General features: G+C 65.4%; 23 protein-coding genes. 2 read left to right on the plus strand and 21 right to left on the minus strand.

What is annotated here, in order from left to right; all coding sequences use genetic code 11:
* Positions 1 to 34: 34 nt before the first annotated feature.
* Genes dnaG through dusB form a run of 3 tightly spaced genes read right to left on the minus strand, consistent with a single transcriptional unit; the run spans position 35 to position 4,365 of the window.
* Positions 35 to 1,894 (minus strand): DNA primase, encoded by a 1,860-nt coding sequence (dnaG, locus tag C3E77_RS08140; RefSeq protein ID WP_108391175.1) that lies wholly within the window; start codon positions 1,892 to 1,894, stop codon positions 35 to 37.
* A 52-nt stretch (positions 1,895 to 1,946) separates the two neighbouring features.
* Positions 1,947 to 3,215 (minus strand): deoxyguanosinetriphosphate triphosphohydrolase, encoded by a 1,269-nt coding sequence (locus C3E77_RS08145; RefSeq protein WP_198412131.1) that lies wholly within the window; start codon positions 3,213 to 3,215, stop codon positions 1,947 to 1,949.
* Positions 3,205 to 4,365, minus strand: coding sequence for a tRNA dihydrouridine synthase DusB (dusB, locus tag C3E77_RS08150; RefSeq protein WP_108391177.1), 1,161 nt, complete (start codon positions 4,363 to 4,365; stop codon positions 3,205 to 3,207). The genes C3E77_RS08145 and dusB overlap by 11 nt, the downstream gene beginning before the upstream one ends.
* Before the next feature lie 33 nt (positions 4,366 to 4,398).
* On the opposite strand from dusB, the gene C3E77_RS08155 reads away from it, so the two are divergent.
* Complete coding sequence (locus tag C3E77_RS08155) at positions 4,399 to 4,884, plus strand: aminoacyl-tRNA deacylase (protein ID WP_108391178.1); 486 nt, start codon at positions 4,399 to 4,401, stop codon at positions 4,882 to 4,884.
* 27 nt (positions 4,885 to 4,911) lie between these two features.
* Here C3E77_RS08155 and C3E77_RS15410 read toward each other — a convergent pair whose 3' ends face one another.
* From C3E77_RS15410 to hrcA, 17 genes are all read right to left on the minus strand, one after another.
* Entirely contained in the window at positions 4,912 to 5,052 is a 141-nt protein-coding gene (locus C3E77_RS15410; protein ID WP_162924955.1) for a hypothetical protein, read from the minus strand.
* Positions 5,049 to 5,738, minus strand: coding sequence for a DsbA family oxidoreductase (locus tag C3E77_RS08160; protein ID WP_108391179.1), 690 nt, complete (start codon positions 5,736 to 5,738; stop codon positions 5,049 to 5,051). Before C3E77_RS08160 ends, C3E77_RS15410 begins: the two co-directional genes overlap by 4 nt.
* An 820-nt stretch (positions 5,739 to 6,558) precedes the next feature.
* Entirely contained in the window at positions 6,559 to 7,359 is an 801-nt protein-coding gene (locus tag C3E77_RS08165) for an isoprenyl transferase (RefSeq protein WP_108391180.1), read from the minus strand.
* A gap of 2 nt (positions 7,360 to 7,361) precedes the next feature.
* On the minus strand, positions 7,362 to 8,096 hold the full coding sequence (gene recO, locus C3E77_RS08170; protein ID WP_108391181.1) for a DNA repair protein RecO: 735 nt from the start codon (positions 8,094 to 8,096) through the stop codon (positions 7,362 to 7,364).
* A 211-nt stretch (positions 8,097 to 8,307) separates the two neighbouring features.
* A complete protein-coding gene (gene leuA / locus C3E77_RS08175; RefSeq protein ID WP_108391182.1) occupies positions 8,308 to 10,068 on the minus strand; it encodes a 2-isopropylmalate synthase in 1,761 nt (586 codons plus the stop codon).
* A 201-nt stretch (positions 10,069 to 10,269) separates the two neighbouring features.
* A complete protein-coding gene (locus tag C3E77_RS08180; RefSeq protein ID WP_108391183.1) occupies positions 10,270 to 11,661 on the minus strand; it encodes an ABC transporter permease in 1,392 nt (463 codons plus the stop codon).
* Positions 11,658 to 12,419, minus strand: a complete 762-nt coding sequence (locus C3E77_RS08185) for an ABC transporter ATP-binding protein (RefSeq protein WP_108391184.1) — start codon at positions 12,417 to 12,419, stop codon at positions 11,658 to 11,660. Before C3E77_RS08185 ends, C3E77_RS08180 begins: the two co-directional genes overlap by 4 nt.
* Positions 12,420 to 12,498: 79 nt before the next feature.
* Positions 12,499 to 13,188 carry a response regulator gene (locus C3E77_RS08190; protein WP_108391185.1) on the minus strand — a complete coding sequence of 230 codons (690 nt, stop codon included), beginning with the start codon at positions 13,186 to 13,188 and terminating at the stop codon, positions 12,499 to 12,501.
* Positions 13,185 to 14,387, minus strand: a complete 1,203-nt coding sequence (locus tag C3E77_RS08195) for a sensor histidine kinase (protein WP_108391186.1) — start codon at positions 14,385 to 14,387, stop codon at positions 13,185 to 13,187. Before C3E77_RS08195 ends, C3E77_RS08190 begins: the two co-directional genes overlap by 4 nt.
* Positions 14,388 to 14,472: 85 nt before the next feature.
* A complete protein-coding gene (era, locus tag C3E77_RS08200; RefSeq protein WP_108391187.1) occupies positions 14,473 to 15,498 on the minus strand; it encodes a GTPase Era in 1,026 nt (341 codons plus the stop codon).
* 2 nt (positions 15,499 to 15,500) lie between these two features.
* The gene (locus C3E77_RS08205) at positions 15,501 to 16,799 is read right to left on the minus strand and encodes a hemolysin family protein (protein ID WP_108391188.1); all 1,299 of its coding nucleotides are present in this window, start codon (positions 16,797 to 16,799) and stop codon (positions 15,501 to 15,503) included.
* A 3-nt stretch (positions 16,800 to 16,802) separates the two neighbouring features.
* The gene (ybeY, locus tag C3E77_RS08210) at positions 16,803 to 17,264 is read right to left on the minus strand and encodes an rRNA maturation RNase YbeY (protein WP_108391189.1); all 462 of its coding nucleotides are present in this window, start codon (positions 17,262 to 17,264) and stop codon (positions 16,803 to 16,805) included.
* A complete protein-coding gene (locus C3E77_RS08215) occupies positions 17,261 to 18,277 on the minus strand; it encodes a PhoH family protein (protein ID WP_232528851.1) in 1,017 nt (338 codons plus the stop codon). The genes ybeY and C3E77_RS08215 overlap by 4 nt, the downstream gene beginning before the upstream one ends.
* A 124-nt stretch (positions 18,278 to 18,401) precedes the next feature.
* Positions 18,402 to 18,752, minus strand: a complete 351-nt coding sequence (locus C3E77_RS08220; RefSeq protein ID WP_108391191.1) for a histidine triad nucleotide-binding protein — start codon at positions 18,750 to 18,752, stop codon at positions 18,402 to 18,404.
* A 47-nt stretch (positions 18,753 to 18,799) separates the two neighbouring features.
* Positions 18,800 to 19,540, minus strand: coding sequence for a 16S rRNA (uracil(1498)-N(3))-methyltransferase (locus C3E77_RS08225; protein ID WP_108391192.1), 741 nt, complete (start codon positions 19,538 to 19,540; stop codon positions 18,800 to 18,802).
* Between the two features lie 3 nt (positions 19,541 to 19,543).
* Positions 19,544 to 20,641, minus strand: a complete 1,098-nt coding sequence (gene dnaJ / locus C3E77_RS08230; RefSeq protein WP_108391193.1) for a molecular chaperone DnaJ — start codon at positions 20,639 to 20,641, stop codon at positions 19,544 to 19,546.
* An 81-nt stretch (positions 20,642 to 20,722) separates the two neighbouring features.
* Positions 20,723 to 21,745 (minus strand): heat-inducible transcriptional repressor HrcA, encoded by a 1,023-nt coding sequence (gene hrcA / locus C3E77_RS08235; RefSeq protein WP_108391194.1) that lies wholly within the window; start codon positions 21,743 to 21,745, stop codon positions 20,723 to 20,725.
* Between the two features lie 266 nt (positions 21,746 to 22,011).
* Here hrcA and C3E77_RS08240 point away from each other — a divergent pair, with 266 nt between their 5' ends.
* A complete protein-coding gene (locus C3E77_RS08240; RefSeq protein WP_108391195.1) occupies positions 22,012 to 22,605 on the plus strand; it encodes a DUF4870 domain-containing protein in 594 nt (197 codons plus the stop codon).
* Between the two features lie 10 nt (positions 22,606 to 22,615).
* Here C3E77_RS08240 and hemW read toward each other — a convergent pair whose 3' ends face one another.
* A complete protein-coding gene (gene hemW / locus C3E77_RS08245) occupies positions 22,616 to 23,839 on the minus strand; it encodes a radical SAM family heme chaperone HemW (protein ID WP_108391196.1) in 1,224 nt (407 codons plus the stop codon).
* Between the last annotated feature and the right edge of the window lie 29 nt (positions 23,840 to 23,868).

Consider the following 23,868-nt stretch of genomic DNA (forward strand, 5'->3'; position numbering starts at 1 on the left):
CATCCTGCCTTACGGCGTGTGGATCGCGTACCCGTTAGCCCTCGCGGAGGCTCCGGCGTTCGCCCTCGATGGCCATCAGCTGTGCCTGGAGGGCACGATAGCTCTCGCGCTCCTTCGGGTCGACGCGCTGCAGTCGTCCGAGCAGTTCGTGCGATTGCCTGAGGAGTTCCCGATCGATCAGGGCAACCGTGATTTCACGAACGTACGCGGTCAGGTCGCGTTCCGATCGCTCCGGGATCGGAGCGACGGCGAGCTGCTGCACGATGCCCGTCATCGGAGTCGGCGCCATCTCGGTGACGCGCGTGAACCAGGCATCCGTGCCGAAGGCATCCATACTCGCCGCAATCGCATCCCGGACGATCGCGAGCGTCGGGTTCACGAAAGTTGTGAGCATTGCCCGCTGGACGAGTTCGCGCCCGGCGAGGGCCGGATGCTGCAGGATCGCCATCAGCGCATCCCGCTCCAGTCGCGTCGCCGGGTCACGGGGCAGATCGCGGATCGAGGCCGGGCGCTCGGCAACGACTCCGTCGGCACCGGCCTGGCGCGATCCGTTGTCCTGCGACGTGCCGAGGGCGCCACGCGACGCGCGGGACACCGCAGCCTGCACCTCGGGCAGGTCGACGCCGAGGTGCCGGGCGAGCACCCTGGTGTAGCCGGGGCGAAGCGAGGGGTCACGGATGTCGGCGATGACAGGAGCGGATGCCCGCAGCGCGCCGACCCTGCCCTCGACGGTTTCGAGGTCGAAGCTCGCAAGCGTCTGCCGAATCACGAACTCGAACATGGGCTCTTTGTTGTCGACGAGCCGGCGTACAGCGTCGTCGCCGCGGTTGAGCCGCAGGTCGCAGGGGTCGAGCCCGTCGGGGGCGACGGCGACATAGGTCTGGGCGGAGAACCGGCGTTCCTCGGCAAACGCGCGCATGGCGGCCTTCTGGCCGGCGGCATCCGGGTCGAAGGTGAAGATCACTTCACCGTTCGCTGTGTCGTCGCCCATCACGCGCCGGAGCGTCTTGATGTGGTCGACGCCGAACGAGGTGCCGCAGGTCGCGACGGCGGTAGTGATGCCGGCGAGGTGGCACGCCATGACGTCGGTGTAGCCCTCGACAACCACGACGCGGTGGCTGCGGGACACGTCGCGTTTGGCGAGGTCGAGCCCGTAGAGCACCTGGGCCTTGTGGTAGACGGGCGTCTCGGGGGTGTTGAGGTACTTGGGACCCTTATCGTCGTCGAGCAGCTTGCGCGCTCCAAAGCCGACGGTCTGGCCGGTGACATCGCGAATGGGCCAGATCAGCCGACCGCGGAACCTGTCGTACACGCCGCGGTCGCCCTGCGAGACGAGCCCGGCCGTCGTAATCTCCTCGACGCTGAAGCCCTTGGAGCGAAGGTGTTTCGTCAGCGCGTCCCAGCTCTTGGGCGCGAACCCGACACCGAACCGTGCGGCCGCGATGTGGTCGAAGCCACGCTCGCCGAGGAACTTGCGTCCGGGGTCTGCTCCCGGTGTCGTCAGCTGGTCCTGAAAGAACGCCTCAGCCGCCGCGTTTGCGGCCAGCAGCCTGGCGCGGTTCGTTGAGTCGCTCGGTGCGCCGTCGCCGTCTTCGTAGGTGAGCGTGAAGCCGACCCGCTGGGCCAGCCGCTCGACGGCATCCGCGAAGCTGACGTGGTCCATCTTCTGCAGGAACGAGATGGCGTCGCCGGATTCACCGCAGCCGAAGCAGTGGTAGAAACCGAGCTGTGGGCGCACGTGGAAGCTGGGGCTGCGTTCGTCGTGGAACGGGCAGAGGCCTTTGAGCGAGCCGACTCCGGCTGACTTGAGGCTGACGTGATCGCCGACGATATCGGCGATGTTCGTGCGCGACTTGACCTCTTCGATGTCGCTTGAACGAATACGGCCGGCCATCCGTCTATCCTACCGATCGGGTATGACCGGAACGCTCCTCAACAGGCACGGGTCAGTGCCTGCCAACGGTGAGTCGTTCGTGCCACGCGAGGGCGGACTGGTCGGTGAGGCTCGCCACCTGGTCGACGATGACCCGTTTGCGGGCGGCATCGTCGGATGCCGCAGCCCAGTCATCGGCGAAGCCACGGTCGAGCGATTCGGGGCCAGTTGCATAGAGCTGGTCGGCGAGGTCGGTGAGCAGGCTGCGCTGCTTGCGGTAGATCGGCTGGCGCGAGTCGCTCGACATCACGAACGCCGCAACGACACCCTTGAGCACGGCGATCTCGGCCTGCACGTCGTGGGGAACGACGACGGACGCGCTGAACCGGATGAGGCTCTCCTGCGGGTAGGCCTCGCGGGTGGCCTTTGTTGCCGACTGCGCGAAGTGGCCGATCATCTGGCTCGTGAAGTTCTTGAGCTTGCCGAGGTCGCGCCGCGACCCGTCCCAGCTCGACACCCACAGCGGGTGCGCGGCGAGACGGTCAAAGGCCTCGGCCATGTCATCGAGGGTGAAGTCAGCGCCCGCCCACTCCTGCACCGCGGCGATGAGTGAATCGTGACCCGCCCTCGCGCTGAGGAATGCCGGGTCGATGTACTCGTTGACGATCGCGTCTTCGAAATCGTGCACCGAGTAGGCGATGTCATCGGAGAGGTCCATCACTTCGCTCTCGATGCAGCGCTGGCGCGGCGGCGCACCCTGGCGCAACCAGACGAAGGCTTCGCTGTCGTCGTCGAAGAAGCCGTACTTCGCACGCCCGCCCGGGTCGGTGACCGCCTGGGCCGCAGGCCACGGGTACTTGCAGCTCGCGTCGAGGCTCGCCCGGGTGAGGTTGAGTCCGTAGGAGTGCCCGTCGGCGCCGAACACCTTCGGCTCGAGCTTCGTGAGGATCCGGAGGGTCTGCGCGTTGCCCTCGAACCCACCGATGTCTTCGGCCCAGATGTTGAGCGCACGTTCACCGTTGTGACCGAACGGCGGGTGGCCGAGGTCGTGGGCGAGGCACGCCGTGTCGACGACGTCGGGTTCGAGGCCGAGGCTCGTCGCGAGCTCGCGGCCGACCTGGGCGACCTCGAGCGAGTGGGTGAGCCGGTTGCGGGCGAAATCAAGGCCGGCAGCCGGGCTGAGCACCTGGGTCTTCGCGGCGAGGCGCCGGAGTCCGCTCGAGTGCAGCAGCCGTGCGCGGTCGCGCGCGAAGTCGCTGCGCCGTGAGGAGTGCTCTTCGGGCAGTGCCCGTTCGGTGTCGTGTTCCGAGTACTGACCCGGCGTCGGCGCGCTATCCCCCACTGGTGTCACTCTCGGTCTCGGTCAGGGTGCCGCGTCCGACACTGTCGAGCGTCCTGGAGTTGAGCCAGCCGTCTGGCAGCACCGTGCGCTTCGGGGAACCGGCGCGACCGCGCTGGCCCTCGGCATCCGCGCCCGGGTATGGCAGTGTCCAGTCGAGGGTCGCGAGCAATTCGTCGAGCTGCTCGAGCGACTCGACGGTGGCGAGGCGTGCACGGAGGTCGCCGCCAACCGGGTACCCCTTGAAGTACCAGGCAACGTGCTTACGGATGTCACGGCATCCGCGTTCTTCGCTCTCGAAGAACTCGGCGAGCAACTCGGCGTGACGACGGAAGGTGGAGGCCACCTGACCGAGGCTCGGGGTGAACCGCTGGTCGCTGCCGGTGAACGCTGCGGCGAGGTCGCCGAAGAGCCAGGGCCTGCCGAGGCAGCCGCGACCGACGACGACGCCGTCGCAGCCGGTCTCTGACATCATCCGCAGGGCGTCTTCGCCCGACCAGATGTCGCCGTTGCCGAGGACGGGGACGCTCGTCACCGTCTCCTTGAGCTTGGTGATCGCCGACCAGTCGGCGTGGCCGGAGTAGAACTCGCTCGCCGTGCGGGCGTGAAGAGCGATACTCGCAACACCGGCGCCCTCGGCGGCTTTGCCCGCCTCGAGGTAGGTGAGGTGATCGGCGTCGATGCCCTTGCGCATCTTTACCGTAAGCGGGATGTCGCCGGCCGCCTTCACAGCGCCCTCGACGATGTCGCGGAACAGGTCCTGCTTCCACGGCAGCGCGCTTCCGCCGCCCTTGCGGGTGACCTTGGGCACCGGGCAGCCGAAGTTGAGGTCGATGTGGTCGGCGCGGTCTTCAGCGACGAGGATCGTGACGGCCTCGGACACTGTCTTGGGGTCTACGCCGTAGAGCTGGATGCTGCGGGTCGTCTCCGACTCGTGGTGGTTGATCAGCCGCATGGTCTCCTTGTTGCGCTCGACGAGCGCGCGGGAGGTGATCATCTCACTGACGTACAGGCCAGCACCGAACTCGCGGCACAGCCGGCGGAACGCGGTGTTGGTGATCCCGGCCATGGGCGCGAGAACGACCGGCACGTCGAGCTCGAGGGAGCCGATCGACAGTGCCGGGGCGTGGCTTATCGTTGGGGAAACAGACATCTTCTTCAATTCTCCCAGAAAGCTGGCGAATACATGACCGTCGAGCAGTTGCCGTCAGGATCGGATCGGGTGAGGGCGGATGCCGCCGGTCGCGACCTCGAGGTCGAGATCGTCCCCCGCCCTGACGCATCGAGCCTCGAGGAGGCTGCGGCGCTCCTCGGCATCGAACCTCGCGGCATCGTGAAGACGCTCGTCGTGAAGCGCCACGACGGGGATTTCCTGTTTGCGCTGGTCCCGGGCGGGCGGAAGATCTCGTGGCCCAAGCTGCGGGCGCTCGTTGGCGTGAACAAGCTGTCGCTGCCGTCGGCTGACACGGCATTCGACGCGACGGGATACGCCCGCGGCACCATCACGCCGCTCGGCAGCACGACCGCCTGGCCGGTGTTTCTGGACGAGTCCGTCATGGGCACCCGCGTCGCACTCGGCGCCGGAGCGCCCGGGCTGAGTGCGTTCGTGGACGCGGACGCGCTCGCTCGGGCGTTCGACGCCGTTGTGGCAGACATCACCGATCCGGAATAAGCCGAGGGGCGCAACCGCTCGCGGTGGTTAGAGACCCGAGCGAAACGCCTTCTCCACAGCCGAGGTGACCTCGGCGAGTGACGGAATCACGCAGGCGTCGCCCTCGCAGCTGATGGCATCCGTGTCACCAAGCAGAGTCAGTCGTGGACGTATGCTGTTCTCGCTCATGCTGTCGCTCCTTCATCTTCCATCTGTCGTTCCATCCAGACCTGGTCGAGGATCTGGGCGAAGGCCGCAGCCTCTTGGGCTCCCGAGACGCCGTACTTGCCGTCGATGACGAAGAACGGTACGCCCTGGATGCCGTACTCGTGGCCCTGAGCCTGGTCGGCGCGCACGTCGCCGAGGTACTCGTCGGCGGTGAGCGAGCGAACCACATCGTCGCGGTCGAGTCCGATCTCTGCGGCGAGGTCCGCGAGGTCTTCGATCCGGCCGACGTGCCTGCCCTCGGTGAAGTACGCCTTGAGCAGGCGCTCCTTGGTCTCGAGTTGCTTGCCGTGCGCCTTCGCGTAGTGCAACAGCTGGTGGGCCTTGACCGTGTTGGTGTGCTTGAGGATGTCGTAGTTGTAGTCGAGGCCCGTCGCCTTGGCGATGCTACTGACGTTGTCGAGCAGGCCGCGAACCTGCTCGGCTGGCATGCCCTTGTGGCTCGAGAGGAAGTCGACCTCGTCGCCGTCGAAATCGACGGGGGTATCCGGCGCGAGTTCGAAGCTGTGGTACTCGATGGTCACTTCGGGGGCGTTGGCGCCGGCCTGCTCGGCGAAAGCGGCGGCGCCCGTCTCGAACTTGCGCTTGCCGATGTAGCACCAGGGGCACGCGATGTCTGACCAGATGTCGATCTTGATTGATTCACTCACACTCACGGCAACCGGGGTTCTCGCGGTTGTATTCCCGCCGCCGTATGACTCCGTTCGCGGATGCCGTCGCGGTCATCCGTCACGGTCATCCGTCACGGTCATCCGTCACGGTCATCCGTCACGGTCATCCGTCACGGTCATCCGTCACGGATGCACGTTACCCATCCTCCGCAGCCACTCAACTGTCGCAAAAGCACGTTTCGCTTGTCCATAACGTGCATTTGCGACAACTGAAGCGGCGGACCCCCGCCCTTCTGCCACTCAACTGTCGCGAAAGCACGTTACCCGTGGCATTTAGGTGCATTTGTGACAGTTGAAGCCGCGGGGCGTGCTGCGGAAGACGCGAACGCCCAACGGATGCCGTCGCGGCCGCCCCCACGCCGGCATCCGTAACGACACCACTCAACGGTCGCAAATGCACGTCTCCGCGGTTCATAACGTGCGTTTGCGACAGTTGAAGCGGCGGGTCCCGCACCACTGCCACTCAACCGTCGCGAAAGCACGTTTCCGTTAGCCATAACGTGCGTTTGCGACAGTTGAAGCCGCGGCGCGTGCCGCAGGAGACGCGGGTGTGCAGCGGATGCCGTCGCGGTCATCCGTCGCCGACGTCGCCGTCACGTGTTGTGCCGCTTCTCAACTGTCGCAAAAGCACGTTTCCGTGAGACATAACGTGCTTTTGTGACAACCGAAGCCGCGGGCGGTAGGAGACGCGGGCGTGCTGCGGATCCCGGGCTACGGCGCCACTCAACTGTCACGAATGCACGTTATCCGGGGAGCATCACGTGCGTTTGTGACAACTGAAGCGGCGCGCGCCTGGCCGTCAGACGCCGGGCTTATCCACAGCCCCGCCGAACCGCCGGTCGCGGTCCACGTACAACCCGACCGCTTCCCAGAGGTCTTCGCGGGTGAAGTCAGGCCACAGCCTGTCGAGGAACACCATCTCGGCATACGCCGACTGCCACAGCATGAAGTTGCTGGTGCGCTGCTCCCCCGAACTCCGCACAAACAGGTCGACGTCGGGCAGGTCAGGCACGTACAACTGGCGCTGGATCGACTTCTCGGTGATACCGGACGGCTTGAGGGTACCCGCAGCGACCTGCTCTGCCAGCTGGCGCATGGCATCCGTGATCTCGGTCCGGCCTCCGTAGTTGACGCACATGGTCAGCGTCAGCACGTCGTTGTCCTGGGTGAGATTCTCGGCGTACTGCAGCTCGTTGATCACGGATGCCCACAGCCTCGGCTTGCGTCCCGCCCAGCGCACACGAACCCCCCACTCGTTGAGCTGGTCACGACGGCGGTGCAGCACGTCGCGGTTGAAGCCCATGAGGAACCGCACCTCGTCGGGCGACCTGCGCCAGTTCTCGGTGGAGAAGGCATACACGGAGAGGTGTTTCACGCCCATCTGGATGGCGCCGGCGACGACGTCGAGCAGCGCGGCCTCCCCCGCCCGGTGACCCTCCACTCGCGGCAAGCCCTTGCGGTTGGCCCAGCGGCCATTGCCGTCCATGACGATGGCGACGTGCTTTGGCACTGCCGCAGCCGGAACCTGCGGCGGGTAGATGCCCGTCCAGTCGAGGGGACGGAACGGAACGGCATCCTTGTGCGTGAATGGCTTGGGCAAAGTTACTGTGCTCGCTCTCGTGACACGTGGACAAGGGATTTCAGGCCGCGCTCGAGGTGCCACTGCGTGTATGCGGCGACAACACCGCTCGCGCGTGATCGGAGCTGGTCGTCTGAGGCGTCAGCCGCATCCCAGTCGCCGGTGAGCAGTGCGGCCAGGAGGGTGATGGCGTCTTCGTCGAGCCTCGGGCTGCCCGGCGGGCTGCAGTTGTCGCACACGACGCCGCCGAGTTGCACAACCATGTGCCGATGGGGTCCTGGCGCCTGGCACCTGGCGCAGTCGAAGAAGCTCGGCGCCCAGCCGGCAAGCGACAGCGAACGGAGGAGATAAGAATCGAGGATGAGCGTGGCATCGTGGTCGTGGCGCGAGAGGGCGCGCAGCGCGCCGACGAGCAGGAGGTACTGCTGAAGGGAGCCCTCCGACTCGGTGAGCTTGTCGGCCGTCTCGACCATCACGGTCGCTGCGGTGTAGCTGGAGTAATCGGCGGCGATGAGCGCACCGTAGGAGGCGAGGGTCTCGGCCTGGTTGATGACGTCGAGCGTCCTGCCCTCGTAGAGCTGCAGGTCCGCAACCATGAACGGCTCAAGCCGGGCGCCGAACTTGGAGCCGGTGCGGCGAACACCCTTCGCTACCGCGCGAACCTTGCCGCGACCGCGCGTGAGGAGCGTGACGATCCGGTCGGCTTCGCCCAGCTTGTGGGTGCGAAGCACGACTCCTTCTTCACGGTAAACGGGCACAGTCCAGTATCTCGCGTCCCGCTGGGCGCCCGGTCAGTTCACCGGGCGTGGCATCCGCAATTATCACGCTGCCCGCGAACCGTGGCAGGCGGAGCGGACAGCGAAAGGCCCCGCAGGCGCCTCTCGGCGGTGCGGGGCCTTGCTGACCGTGGCGCGTTAAGCCCGCCGAAGCTGGCCGAACCCAGAGAGTCGGCCTAAAAGGCCGCGCGGGTCAGACCCCGGCGAGCTCGCGGTCAGGAGTCGAGGTACGGATGGCGCGGTTCACCGCTGACACGACGGCCTTGAGCGACGCCGTCGAAATGTCAGCGTCGATACCGACGCCCCAGAGCCTGCGGTCGCCGACCTGCAGGTCGACGTAGGCTGCAGCGAGGGCGTCTCCCGACGCGCTCAGCGCGTGCTCGACGTAGTCGTAGAGGGTCACATCGATTCCACGGTCGCGCATCACGGTGAGGAAAGCGGCGATCGGCCCATTGCCCGTCGCGGTCGCTTCGGAGACCGTGTCGCGGTCGCGCAGGTCGATGGTGAGCTCGACGGATCCCGCCATGCGGCTCGACGTACGGGTCGACTGCAGTTCGAACCGGCCCCACTTCTCGGCCTCGGTGTCGCTCGGCAGGTACTCATCCTGGAAGACTCCCCAGATGGCGTCGCTCGTGAACTCGCCACCCTCTTCGTCGGTCTTCGCCTGGACGACACCGGAGAACTCGATCTGCAGCTTGCGCGGCAGGTCGAGCGCGTGGTCCGTCTTGAGCAGGTAGGCAACTCCGCCCTTGCCGGACTGCGAGTTCACCCGGATGACCGCCTCGTAGTTGCGCCCGAGATCCTTGGGATCGACCGGGAGGTACGGCACGGCCCACTTGAGGTCGTTGACGTCCTTGCCCTGCGCCGCAGCGTCGGCGGCCATCGCCTCGAATCCCTTCTTGATGGCATCCTGATGCGATCCGCTGAAAGCGGTGAAGACGAGGTCTCCCGCCCACGGGCTGCGCTCGTGCACCGGAAGCTGGTTGCAGTACTCGGCGGTGCGCTTGACCTCGTCGATGTCACTGAAGTCGATCTGGGGATCGATGCCCTGCGTGAACAGGTTGATCCCGAGGGCGACAAGGTCGACGTTTCCGGTGCGCTCGCCGTTGCCGAAGAGGCAGCCTTCGATGCGGTCAGCCCCGGCGAGGTATCCGAGTTCGGCGGCAGCAACGGCGGTGCCGCGGTCGTTGTGCGGGTGGAGCGAGATGAGGACGTTCTCGCGGTGGTTGAGGTGGCGGCCCATCCACTCGATCGAGTCGGCGTAGACGTTGGGGCTGGCCATCTCGACCGTCGAGGGCAGGTTGATGATCACCTTGCGGTCGGGCGTCGGTTCGAAGACTTCGAGCACCTGGTTGCAGACATCGACGGCGTACTCGAGCTCGGTTCCGGTGTAGCTTTCGGGCGAGTACTCGTAGTAGACGGTGGTCTCCGGGATCGACTTCTCCATCTCGCGGCACTTACGCGCGCCGGCGAGGGCGATGTCGATGATGCCCTGCTTGTCTGTGCGGAAGACGACCTCGCGCTGCAGCACGCTCGTCGAGTTGTAGAGGTGCACGATCGCTTGCTTCGCACCGGCGATCGACTCGTAGGTGCGCTCGATCAGGTGATCGCGCGCCTGGGTCAGCACCTGGATGGTGACGTCGTCGGGGATGGCATTCTCGTCGATGAGACTGCGGACGAAGTCAAAGTCGGTCTGGCTCGCGCTCGGGAAACCGACCTCGATCTCCTTGTAGCCCATCTTGACCAGCAGGTCGAACATGATGCGCTTGCGCTCGGGACTCATCGGATCGATGAGGGCCTGGTTGCCGTCTCGAAGGTCGACAGCACACCAACGCGGTGCTGCAGTGATCCGCTTGTCGGGCCAGGTGCGGTCAGGAAGGCTGACGTCGAAGGTGTCCTGGTACTGGCTGTACTTGTGGATCGGCATACCCGACGGGGTCTGGTTGTTTTGCATAATCTCTTCTCCTCGCGTGAGATGTTCAGCCAACAATGAACTCCGCGACGAGAGGGCTATGAGCTAAGCCTCGCCGCGGCAGCTAAGAAGGAAGGCACCGAACAACACGGAATCAGGCTAACACCGATCCAGACCCGAACGCACCGCTTCTGTGCACTTTGACACCGAAACCTTCCTTTGGGTGCAGAAGTGCTCGAACCATCACTCGACAGCGAGGGCCTCAACGGGCGAGATGCGTGTTGCCCGGCGGGCGGGGACGAGCGACGCGCCCGCGGCGAGTCCAGCCGCGGCAACCGCTGATGCTGCAAGCACCAGCCACGGAACACCGGGAAGCGCGAACCCCCCGCCGAGAATCGACCCGAGCAGCGCCTGTGAACCGGCCCAGCCGTAAACGATGCCGAGGACCAGACCGAAGCCGACCGCGGCCACCGTCATCTGCACGCTCTCCGCGAGGATCATCGCCCGCACCTGTGCCTTCGTGAACCCGAGCGCCCGCAGGAGCCCCAGCTCCCGCCGACGCTGCATCACGCTGAGCGAAAGGTTGTTCACCATACCCACCGCCGCAATGAGGGCTGAGAACCCAAAGAGCACGGCGAAGACGCCAATCGTCAGCATGAGGATTCTGTCGCTGTCGCCATAGTCGGCCGGGTACTGCTCCCGGCTCCTCTCGATGACGTCGAAGTAATTCTGCGCTGCAACGGCAAACATCGTCACGAGGGTGATGCCGATGACGAGGCCGATGGTCGTGCGGGCCGATCGCGCCGGGTTGCGAACCGCATTCGCCGCGGCAATCCGCGCTGTAGGCCTTCGACCGAGCATCCGCCCGACGAGACCGAGAATCGGTGGCATGAACACCGGTGCGGCGAGCACGATTCCCGTGAACGAAAGGATGCCGCCGAGCATGCCAACGAGGACACCGAGCATGCTGACGAGACCGAGAACGATACCCGCCACGAGCAGCAACACGCCCACTCCGATGAGCGCGAAGGCGACGCCGTTGCGCAGCGGGCGGGCGCGCGTCTCTTCCCTCGACGGCTCGACCGACGCAGCGGCAGCCTGGACCGGGGTGACGTCGAGGACCCGACGCGACCCGACCCATGCCGCGAGCCAGGTGACGAGCGCAACAGCGACAACGGGTGCTCCGAGAGCCGGCGAGATCAGGACGTAGTCGAGATCCGGGATGCCGCCGGTCGCGACTCCGATGGCGACACTCACGGCGGTGACCGCAGCTCCGACTATGAAGCCGACGACGGCGCCGATGAACCCCACCACAAGACCGTCGACCGCGATCTGCACCCGGAGTCGAGCCGCGCTCGACCCGATCAACCGGAAGAGCGCGAGCTCCCTCGTCTGACCGGCGATGACCGTGCTCACCGTGTTCGACGTCACGAGTCCACCGACGAAGATGGCAATACCGAAGAAGACGACGGAGACGAGTGCCAGTGCTACCTGGACGGAATTCCGCTCGCCGATGTCGTCACCGGCGATGAGAGCGGTGAGCACCCCGACTCCCTGTACGAGGATCGTGCCGAAGGCACCCGAGAGAGCGGCGACAAGGAAGGTCGAGCCGTACCGTCGTAATCGCCCTCTCACGCCCGCTCCTCCATGGCGAGCATGAAGCCGGAGATCTTCTCCGCACTCTCACGGCCGAGTTCGTGCACAATACGACCGTCGGCGAGGATGAGGGTTCGATCCGCGTAGCTCGCGGCGATCGGATCGTGCGTCACCATCGCGATCGACTGCCCGAACCTGGCGCAGGCGTCCGCCAGGAGCCCAAGCACCTCGCGGCCGGTGCGGGAATCGAGGTTGCCCGTCGGCTCGTCGGCGAAGACAAGATCCGGCCGGGTCACCAGCGCCCGTGCAATCGCCACCCGTTGTTGCTGGCCCCCGCTGAGTTCATGTGGTCGGTGGGTCAGCCGGTCGGTGAGCCCGAGCGAATCGCACAGCGTTGAGATCCACGCCTGCTCGTCGGCGGTCGGAGTGTGCCCGTCGAGGTCGAACGGCAGGAGGATGTTCGCGCGCGCGTCGAGCGTCGGGACCAGGTTGAACGACTGGAACACGAACCCGATCCGGCGCCTCCGCAGTCGGGTAAGCGCGGTGTCATCGAGGTGGGTGATTTCGGTGTCGCCGAGCCACGCAGATCCCCCGGAGGGTTGGTCGAGTCCGGCCATGATGTGCATGAGCGTCGATTTGCCCGAACCGCTCGGACCCATGATGGCGGTGAACTGTCCGCGGCGGATCCCGATGGACACGTTGTCGAGTGCCACGACGGCGCCGTGCCCGTCGCCGAATCGCTTGCTCACGTTGCTCACGCGTGCCGCGAGGCCCATGTCTGTCGTCGTTATTCTCATAACCACAGGCTAGGAACCGGATGCCGGCGGCCGCGTCGGCCTGCGGGCTGATCGCGGTCATCCTCCCGGATGACCGCGATCAGCCCACCGGCGATTCCGGGGTGATGAGTCCGTGCTCGTAAGCAAAGATGACGAGCTGCACCCGGTCCCGCAACCCGAGCTTGCCGAGCACCCGCGAGATGTGGGTTTTCACTGTCGCTTCGCTGAGGAACTCGCCCGCAGCTATCTCGGAGTTGCTCATCCCTCGCGCGGCGAGAGCGAAGATGCCCTTCTCCCTGGCCGTGAGGCTCTCGAATTGATCGGGGACCCGACGGGTCTGCGAACCCCCACCGAAGTGACTGAACAGCGCCTGCGTCGCGCCGGGCGCGATCACCGCGTTTCCGGCGTGCACGGTGCGGATGGCGGCGAGCAGGAACCCGGGCTGGGTGTCTTTGAGCAGAAATCCGCTGGCTCCGTTGCGCAGGGCGTGCGCGGCGCCCTCGTCGAGATCGAACGTCGTGAGAACGATGATGCGGGGCGGCACCGTGCCGGCGGCATCCGCAGCGTCGAGGATCGCGATGGTGGACTGGATGCCGTCCATCACCGGCATCCTGACGTCCATCAGGATGACATCGGGTTGAGTCTCCCGCGCGAGTGCGAGGGCCGCTCTCCCGTCGCCTGCCTCACCGACGAACTCGAAGTCGGGTTGCGAGCTCACCAGCATGCGGATGCCGGCGCGAAAGAGTTCCTGGTCGTCAACGAGGGCGACACGAATGGTCTCACCGGTCATCGGTTTGCTCCCATCTGAGCGAGTTTGGGCACGGGGATATAGGCCGATACGACGAACCGGGAATCCTCGGTGCGCTCCGTGGTAAACCAGCCGCCGACGAGCGCGGCGCGCTCGTGCATTCCCGGTAGCCCGTGGCCCACACCGTCGGACGGCGACGGAATCGGGGCGACGACATTATCGACCCGCACGGCGACACCCGCGTTCTGCCAGTGCAGGTCGACCCGCACCGGTTCGCTTCGATTGCCGTGCCTCAGCGCGTTCGTGAGCGCCTCCTGAAGGATCCGATAGATCGCGATCTGGTGACCGGTCGGCAGCGGAGGCTGGGTGCCCGAGATGTTCACCCGAACGTCGAGCCCCGCACCCCGCATCTGTTCAAACAGAGCGTCGAGATCGGTGAGCAGCGGCTGGGGTCCGTCGCCCTGCCGGTGCCTCAACTCGGCGAGCAGCAACCTCACGTCACCGAGTGCACCCCGTGCCGTCTCGGCGATCGTCTCCAGCGTCGAGTCCATGGCCTCCGGGTCGCCCTTCTGCGCGTACCGCGCGCCATCCGCCTGCGCGATCACGACGGCGAGGGAATGCGCGACGACATCGTGCATATCGCGGGCGATCCGGTTGCGCTCCTGCTCGACGACGACGGTCTGCTCCGCCAGCCGCTGCTCCTCCTGCGCCTGCCGACGGCGCACACTCTCCGCCTTCGCCGCCTGAGAGGTGCGCACGAGCAGGCCGATCGTCCACGCCAGCGTGAAGACGAAGATGGCGGCGATGGAACCGAAGACCGAGGCGATGACGACGCCGGAGAAATCCGCCATCTGCGTCAGGTCGTATCCCGTGGAGAAGAAGATAAACGAGGTGTACGTCGCCGCAATCACTCCGCCGACGATCGCCGAGGCCAGCCCGGCCCACCGGACCCAGGTACCGCCATAGCAACCTGTCGCGTACAGCACGGCGAGGATCGCGAGGTTTGAGGGAACGGGTTGCATGGCGCCGGTGAGCTGAACGGCAACCGCGAGCCAGGCAACGCCAAGCGCGAGCCCGGGCGACAAGCGGCGCAGCGCGAGCGACGCGGTCATGCCGAGTGCGACGATCACGGGTGCCATGCCGTCGCTGAACGGCAGTTCTATCGATGCAACGACAAGTCCGAACAGCGCCGCGACAACGATGTCGACAGTGATTTGCGGCGGCGAGAGACGACGGAACATATCTCCACGCTAGTTCCCGTCGGAGCCGTGACGTGGCTATCCGGCACATCGGGAGGAGAAGATCATCCTCCCGATGTACGAATCGCTAGAACCCGAGGCGCCCGAGGAGCTTGGGGTCCCGCTGCCAGTCCTTCGCGACCTTGACCCGCAGCGACAGGAACACCTGCTTGCCGACGAGCTTCTCGATCGGGATGCGCGCCTGCTGGCCGACATCGCGCAGCCTGGAGCCGCCCTTGCCGATGATGATCGCCTTCTGGCTGTCGCGCTCGACGAAGATGTTGGCGTAAATGTCGAGGATGTCCTTGTCCTCGCGGTCGATCATGTCGTCGATGGTGACGGCGATCGAGTGTGGCAGCTCATCGTGGACGCCCTCGAGGGAGGCCTCACGGATGTACTCGGCGATGCGGTCTTCGATGCTTTCGTCGGTGACGGCATCCTCGGGGTAGAGAGCCTCCGATGTCGGCATAAGTGCGATCAGCTCTCGGACCAGAATGTCAAGCTGGATGCTGCTCGTTGCCGACACAGGAATGATCAGGTCCCAGTCGCGCAGCTCCTGCACCGCGGCAAGCTGCTCCGCGGTCGTGGGCCGTGGCGCCGCGTCGATCTTGGTGACGATGGCCACCTTTTTTGCCCGGGGGTACTGGTCGAGCTGCTCGTTGATGAACTTGTCGCCAGGGCCGATCTTCTCGTTGGCCGGGACGCAGAGGGCGATCACATCGACGTCGCTGAGCGTCGACTGCACGAGGTCGTTGAGGCGCTGCCCGAGAAGCGTCCGCGGGCGGTGGATGCCGGGGGTATCGACGATGATGAGCTGGCCGGATTCGTCGTGCAGGATGCCGCGGATCGCTTTTCTCGTTGTCTGCGGCTTCGAACTGGTGATCGCGACTTTCTGGCCGACGAGGGCGTTGGTCAGCGTGGATTTGCCGACGTTGGGCCTGCCGACGAACGAGACGAAGCCCGCGCGGTATCCGTTGTCAGGAAGAATCTCCCGTTCCGGCTGGACGTGCTCCGGCTGCTCCTGCTGCTGCTGCTGCTGCTGCTCCTGCTCCTGCTCCTGCTCCTGCTCCTGCTGTGCATCGGGCTGGTCATTCTGCTGATCGTCATGGGTCATGACTACTTCTCCTCTGATTGTTCGAAAGATTCCTGCACGTCCTTGAGAGCTTCTGTTCTCTCCACGAGGATCGTGCTGACGCCCTTGCGGCGTCCTTCTGTGCGCTCGGCGGTGAGCACGAGTCCGTCTGTCTCGACCGCGGAACCAGCGACGGGCAAGCGGCCGAGCAGTTTCGCGAGCAACCCGCCGACGGAGTCCACCTCGTCGTCGTCGAGTTCGAGGTCGAACAGCTCACCAAGTTCGTCGACGGGGAGCCTGGCGTTGACGCGATACCTGCCGTCGCCGAGGTCCTCGACATCGCGGCTGTCCGCGTCGTACTCGTCGGAGATATCGCCGACGAGCTCTTCGAGCAGGTCCTCGAGGGTCACCAGGCCGGCGATCCCGCCGTACTCGTCAACGACCATGGCGAGGTGGTTCGACTCGAGCTGCATCTGCTGGAGCAGCGAGTCGGCCTTCTTCGACTCTGGCACGAAGAGTGCCTCACGGGCCAGGCTCCGCACAGTGACACTGTTGGCCTTGGCATCACCCTCGTGAACCAGCCGGACAACGTCCTTGAGGTACAGGACCCCGACCACGTCGTCGACCTCGCCGTCGGTGACGGGCACCCGGGAGACCCCGGTGCGCAGGAAGAGACTCATCGCCTGCTGCACTGTGACCGACGCGTCGACAGTGACCATATCCGTGCGGGGAATCATCACCTCGCGGACTACCGTCTCGTTGAACTCGAAGATGCTGTGGATGAGTTCGCGGTCGTCCTCCTCCAGCACGTCGAGTTCCGTGGCCTCGTCGACCATGCTGAGCAGCTGCTCTTCGCTCGAGAACGACGCGTTCCGAGCTACGCCGGGGGTGACGCGGTTACCGAGCGCGACCAGGGCGTCGGCGAGCGGGCCGAGAAGCACCCGGATGAAGCGCACGAGCGGGCCGGCGAGCCGCAGGATGGTGTCTGCGTGCGTGCGGCCGTAGCTCCGCGGGCTGGCCCCGACGAGCACGAACGACACTGCCGTCATGATCAGCGCGGACAGGAGCAGCACAAGCCACTGCTCCTCGAGGCTGAACGCGAAGGCCAGCGTGACGAGCACCGCCGCCGTGGTTTCGGCGAGGATACGGATGAAGTTGACGGCGTTGAGGTGTGCGTTCGGGTCATCCGCGATGCCCTGCAGTGCCGCTGAGTGTCGTGAGTGGGAAGCGAGTTCCGCGATGTCAGCTCGTGACTTGACGCCGATCGCAGCGTCGACGGATGCCATGAGACCGCCGAATGCGACGAGGACGATCGCGACGGCAATGAACCAGAAAAGTGTCATGGCCTAGGAACGGCGCTCCTCAATACTGAAGCCAAGCAGGATGTCACGCTGGATTCCGAACATCTCCCGCTCCTCGTCCGGTTCGGCGTGATCGAAACCGAGCAGGTGCAGGATGCCGTGCGTTGTGAGCAGCAGCAACTCCTGCATCGTCGAGTGGCCGGCCGTCTCTGCCTGCCCCTCTGCGACCTGCGGGCACAGCACGATGTCGCCCAGTAGTCCAGGCGGAGTCGGCGCATCCTCTGTCCCAGGGCGCAGTTCGTCCATGGGAAAGCTGAGCACGTCGGTTGGACCCGGTTCGTCCATCCACTGCACGTGCAACTGCTCCATGGCCGCTTCGTCGACGAGCACGATGTTGAGGTCGGCCTCGCTCGAGACATGCATGACACCGAGGGCGTAGTCAGCCAACCGGAGAATCACCGACTCATCGACGGGAATCGCTGATTCGTTGTTGATCTCGATACTCACGAGCTGGTTCCTCTTCTCTTGGCACGATCGCGGGGTGTTGTTCCCCTGCGGTCCGCCCGGTTGGCAAATTCCTGAGCCTGGCCACGCTCGAAACGTTCGGCCTGCTTCACCTGGTCGTACTCGCTGTAGGCGTCGACGATCCGGCCGACGAGTGAGTGTCGCACGACGTCATCACTGGTGAGGCGCGCGAAGTGGATGTCGTCGATTCCGTCGAGCACCCGGGTGACCAGGCGGAGCCCCGAGGCGCCGACCGGGAGGTCGACCTGGGTGATGTCACCGGTCACGATCATCTTCGAGCCGAAGCCCAACCGCGTCAGGAACATCTTCATCTGCTCCGGCGTGGTGTTCTGTGCCTCGTCGAGGACGATGAACGCGTTGTTCAGCGTGCGACCGCGCATGTAGGCCAGCGGCGCCACCTCCACCGTGCCTGCGGCGAGAAGCTTCGGGACCAGTTCCGGGTCCATCATCTCGTTGAGCGCGTCATACAGCGGGCGCAGGTACGGATCAATCTTGTCGGTGAGGGTGCCGGGGAGGAAACCGAGCCGCTCCCCCGCCTCGACGGCCGGACGGGTGAGGATGATGCGTTCGACTTCCTTGCGCTGAAGGGCCTGTACGGCCTTCGCCATGGCGAGGTAGGTCTTTCCGGTTCCGGCCGGTCCGATTCCGAACACAATGGTGTTCTCGTCGACCGCGTCGACGTATTCCTTTTGCCCGAGGGTCTTGGGCCTGATCGTCTTGCCGCGCGAGGTCAGTATCGACTGGCCGAGCACTTCGGAAGGCCGGCCTGAAGCGTCGTCGAGAATGCGGGCGGATGACCGCACCTCGAGCGGGTCGAGGTCCTGGCCCTGCTTCACCAGCTCGATGAGTTCCTGGATCAGTGTGTGTGCAGCCTGCACCTGCTGCGGGTCGCCGGACAGGTTGATCTCGTTGCCGCGAACGTGCAGCGACACACCCGGATACTGGGTCTCGATGGTCGTGAGCAAGCGGTCCTGTGCACCAAGGAGCCTGACCATGGCGACTCCGTCGACGTGCAGGCTCGCTTCGGATGTTTCGGATGCCGACGGTGCTGCGGCGTCACGGTCCTGGGTCGCCCGGTTGGGCGTCACCGGCTCGCTCGAACCGGCCAGGTCATCAGAATCAGGCAAGTGTTCCCTCTCCAAGTGTCCCCGCGAGGACGTGTGCGTGCACATGAAAAACTGTTTGACCAGCCGAAGGGCCGGTGTTGAAGACGAGCCGGAATTCCCCGCCGGCGCGCTCGTCCGCGAGTTGCTGGGCGAGAGCCACCATCTCGGCCATCAGGCCGGGGTCGCCCGCGGCGAGTTCTGCCACGTTCCGGTAGCTCTCCGTCTTCGGAACGACGAGCAGGTGGACAGGCGCCTGCGGCGCGATGTCCTCGATGGCGATCAGGGTATCGGTCTCCGCGACGATCGTTGCCGGGATTTCGCGCGCGATGATGCGGCTGAAAATGCTTCGCTCAGTATCGGACATGGTTCTATCCTACGAACCGGGAGCCGGTTGTGGACCGGCTTGACAGGTCACCAGCGCCCGAGGGCAACGTTGAGGACGGCGAGTGCCGCCGGTCCGGCGGACGACGTTCGCAGAACTGTCTCTCCGAGCCGCACAGCCCGGGCGCCCGCGGCGGTCAGCGTCGCGAGTTCTTCCTTGCTGATTCCGCCCTCAGGACCGACGACGAGAACAATGTCCCCGCGAGGTCCATCAGACGCCGGGTCGAAGTCGGAGAGTTTGTCGGTTGCGCTCGGCTCGAGCAGGAGGACGCGGTGCTCAGCCGCCAGCGCGGCCAGTGCGGCCGTGCTGACGATCTCGTCAACGGGCGGAACGAACGAACGGATGCTCTGCTTCGACGCTTCGCGGACGATGGTTTCCCATCGCGCCCTGCCCTTTTCCTTCTTCTGGCCTTCCCACCGGGAGACACTGCGTGCCGCTGCCCACGGGATGATCCGCGAGACTCCCAGCTCTGTCGCGGCCTGGATCGCCAGTTCGTCGCGGTCGCCCTTGGCGAGTGCCTGCACGAGAACCAGGCCAGGGGTCGATGGCGAATCCTCCCGGACGGACGAGACGCGCACTCCGACCCGGCCTGCCTCGATCGTCTCGATGACGCCCCAGGCACGCAGTCCCCTGCCGTTGCCGACAAGAAGGTCGTCACCGACCTTCGCCCGACTCACCGTCGTCACGTGCTTCGCCTCTGGACCGGAGAGCTCGATGAGCTCCCCGGCCCGCGTCTCAGAGAGCGCTTCGTTCAGGTACAGGTTGGCCACGCGCTAACCCAGGAACTTATCGCGCAGCTTCGAGAACAGGCCCTGCTGGAAGTGACCCAGCTGGGTGGCCTGCTGCTTGCGCCCGGCCGCGAATGCCTTGATGAGTTCCTTCTCGCGGTGGTCGAGCTTGGTCGGTGTGACGACCTGGATGCCGATGCGCAGGTCACCCCTGCCGTTGCCGCGCAGTTTCGTCACCCCGCGACCCTTGATGGTGAGAACTTCTGAGCTCTGGATTCCGGGCTTGAGCTCGAGGTCGACATCACCGTCGAGCGCGTGGATCGTGGTCTCGACGCCGAGGATGGCATCCGTCATCTGCACATCGAGCGTGCAAAGCAGGTCATCGCCGTTCCGGCTGAAGATCTCGTGGTTGCGGACCTTGATCTCGAGGTACAGGTCGCCGTGGGGTCCACCGGCCTGGCCGATTTCTCCGCTGCCCGGCATCTGCAACCGCAGCCCGGTGTCGACTCCGGCTGGGATGTCGACGGGCACCGTGCGGCGGGCGCGAACCCGGCCCTGGCCCTGGCAGGTGACGCACGGCGAAACGATGATCGTTCCGTAGCCACGGCAGCTTCCGCAGGGGCTCGACGTCATGACGTTGCCGAGGAGGGACCGAACGGCGCGCTGGATCTGGCCGGAGCCGTGGCAGATGTCACAGGTGATCGGAGAGGTTCCCGGCTGGCAGCACGAGCCCTGGCAGGTCTCACACAGCACTGCGGTGTCGACCTCGAGGTCGCGGTGCGTGCCGAAGATGACCTCGTCGAGGTCGATCTCCACGCGCAGCAGCGCGTCCTGGCCCCGTTCGCGGCGGGACTTGGGCCCACGCTGCTGGGTTTGCCCGCCGAAGAAGGTGTCGAAGATGTCGCCGAATCCACCGAAGCCACCGGCCGCTCCCTGGCCGGATCCACCCATGTCGTACTGCTGGCGCTGCTTGGCGTCGCTGAGCACGTCGTAGGCGTGCGTGACCTGCTTGAACCGCTCGGAGGCATCCGCCCCGGGGTTAACGTCTGGGTGCAGTTCTCGTGCGAGCCTGCGGTAAGCCTTTTTGATCTCGTCGGTTGTCGCCTCGCGGGACACTCCGAGTACTTCGTAGTGGTCAGCCACTCATGGCCTTTCGTTGTCTGGGAAGCACATTTGCTCGACGAGCTTCCTGGGTATTTCGCGCCGAGCCGCGCGGAAGTATGACTAGTTCTCGCCGATCTGGCGCGAGAGGTAGCGGGCCACAGCGCGAACGGCGGCAAGGTTGTTCGAATAGTCCATTCTCGTTGGTCCGAGGACCCCGAGCCTGGCAAGTTCGCCAGCAGAGGAACGATAGTTGCTCGTGATGATTGATGTTTCACCGAGACCGAACGACGCGTTCTCACGGCCAATGCTCGCGGAGACACCGTTGGCATCCGTGTCCATCTCGCTGAACAGCCGCAGCAGAACCACCTGCTGCTCCAGCGCCTCGAGCACCGGGTAGATACTCCCGGAGAAATCGTCTTCGGTTCTGGCGAGGTTCGCGGCGCCGGCCATGATCAGCTTATCGTGGCGGTATTCGCCGAACTGGTCAGCCAGCGCCGACGTGATCCGCGCCATCAGTTCCTTGTCGACCTGCGGGCTCGAGTCGACGAGCGAGTCGAGCGTTGACGTCGCCTCCTCGACCCCGAGTCCGACGAGTGACGCGTTCACACGGGTCTTGATGGCCTCGAGCAGCTCCTGTTCGACAGGACCACGGACCTCCACGACCCTCTGCTCGACGCGACCGGTGTCTGTGATCAGCACGGTCAGCAGCCTGTGGTCGCTCAGGGCCACGATCTCGACGTGCCTGACCGTTGCGCGGGCGAACGACGGGTACTGGACGATAGCGACCTGGTTGGTGATCTGCGACAGCAGTCTGACCGTGCGGACGAGCACATCGTCGAGGTCGACCGACTGGCCGAGGAACGCCTCGATCGCCTGCTTCTGAGCGGCGGACAGCGGCCGTCGCTCGACGAGCTGGTCGACGAAAAGCCGGTAGCCCTTGTCTGTGGGGATACGCCCGGACGACGTGTGCGGCGCGCTAATGAGGTCTTCCTCTTCGAGCTGCGCCATGTCGTTGCGAATCGTGGCGGCGCTCACACCGAACGAGTGACGATCGACGATCCCCTTCGAACCGACGGGCTCACGGCTTGCGACGTAATCCTCGACGATGACGCGAAGCACTTCGAGGCTTCGTTCGGAGACCATGTCCGTCTTCTCCTTACTGGTTTCGGGCGTTGATTCGGGGCGCTGATTGTGAACACTGACACGCGGATGCCGCGCACGGAGTTGGGGTTGGCACTCCATACTCCTGAGTGCTAATTCTAGCGCGGAGACACGCCGCGTCGTAATTGCACTCAGCGTTGCCTGTATGGGGCCAACGGCAGTACCTTGGGTACCACAAGGCGCACACCCCCGCGGACGTTCGTCGACGCGGCTGATACCCAGCGTCTCCCTCATCGAAAGGCCATTCCATGACCGACCCCAACACGCCCTCCCAGCCCGATCCGTCGCAAGGACCTGGCCAGGATGGCGGACAGGTGCCACCCAGCTATCAGGGCGGGCCGGTTCCACCGCAGCAGCCGTATGGCGCGCCGCAGCAGGCCCCGTATGGTGCGCCCCAGCAGCCGCCGTATGGTGCTCCGCAGCAGCCATACGGCCAGCAGCAGTACGGGCAGCAGCAGTACGGCCCGACTCCGCTGACCCAGTCCGATGACAAGCTGTGGGCGTCACTGGCTCACTTCGGTGGCGCACTCGGAGCCTTCCTCGGTGCGGGAACCGCCGGCTGGATCGCTCCGCTGGTGATCTACCTGGTCTTCAAGGACCGCGGACCGTTCGCCCGCCAGGAGGCCAAGGAAGCGCTGAACTTCCAGCTCACGGTGACCATCTTCGTCATCGGCCTGTACATCCTCGGCACCCTGCTCACCGTCGTGCTGATCGGGCTGCTGCTGTTCCCGCTCGCGTGGATCGTCGGCGTTGTCGGCATCATCTTCGGCATCATCGGCGGCGTGAAGGTCAATAACGGTGAGGCGTACCGTTACTTCTTCGCAATCCGCATGGTGAAGTAGCAACCACTCGTCAGGCGGTCAACCGCCGAACGACAACATCGGCCAGGAGCCGCCCCCGCAGGGTCAATTCGACTGTCCCAGCGAGGGCGGCTTTGGCGTTAACCAGGTCATCGGCGATCAGTCCCGCCACGGCGACGCGAGCCTCGCTCGGGAGGGACTTGACGGCGATGCCCTCACGGATCCTGGCGCCGAGGAGAACGCGCTCCAGCTCGCGGGCCTCTGGGTCGAGTGTTTCCCGGCCAACAGCCGGCGACACGCCCTCGGCGATCCGGGCAGCGTAAGCCGCCGGATGCTTGACGTTCCACCAGCGCACCCCGCCGACATGGCTGTGTGCGCCGGGCCCGATTCCCCACCAGTCCTGGCTCTGCCAGTAGGCCAGGTTGTGCCGTGAGCGCGATGAAGCCGATGTCGACCAGTTGCTCACCTCGTACCAGGAGAAACCTGCGTCGGCCAGCCGGGAGTCGATCAGCTCATACATATCCGCCTGGAGATCCTCATCTGGCAGGGCAAGGAGTCCTGACCTGATCTGCCTGGCGAGCTTGGTTCCCTGCTCGACGATCAGTGAGTACGCCGAGATGTGATCGGGCTGCGTTGCGAGCGCGGCGTCCACTGACTCGCTCCAGTCATCGATGGTCTCGCCGGGAGTGCCGTAGATCAGGTCGACGCTCACCTGGAGGCCAGCCTCTTTGGCCCAGTCGACGACGAGGGGCACCCGCGCCGGGTCGTGGGTCCGTTCCAGGGTCGCAAGCACTCGCGGCACCGCTGACTGCATGCCGAACGACACGCGAGTGAAGCCCGCGTCAGCGAGCTGGCGCAGGTAGTCGGCATCGACAGAATCCGGGTTCGCTTCGGTCGTGATCTCCGCACCAGGCGCAATGCCGTGGTGGGTGCGAACGGCATCGAGCATCCGCACGAGGTCGGCTGCGGGGAGCAGGGTCGGTGTTCCACCGCCGAAGAAGACAGTGCTCACCTCACGTCGGGCGACTCCCGACCGGTCGAGCACGTCCGCGGCGAACGCGACCTCGGCGGCCGCCTCGTCGGCGTAATCGGATTGTTTGGCGCCGCGAAGCTCCGTCGCCGTGTAGGTGTTGAAGTCGCAGTAGCCACATCGCACGCGACAGAACGGCACGTGGAGGTAGAACGCGAGTGACCGCGAACCAGCGCCGTCAGCGGCGGATGCCGGAAGGCATCCGTCGGGCGGAGCCGGGTCACCGAGTGGAAGTGGTCCGGCCATTATCGTGCCCCGGGTGTGTGACGAATCAC

The organism is Mycetocola zhujimingii (assembly GCF_003065425.1).
GTDB lineage: Bacteria > Actinomycetota > Actinomycetes > Actinomycetales > Microbacteriaceae > Mycetocola_A > Mycetocola_A zhujimingii.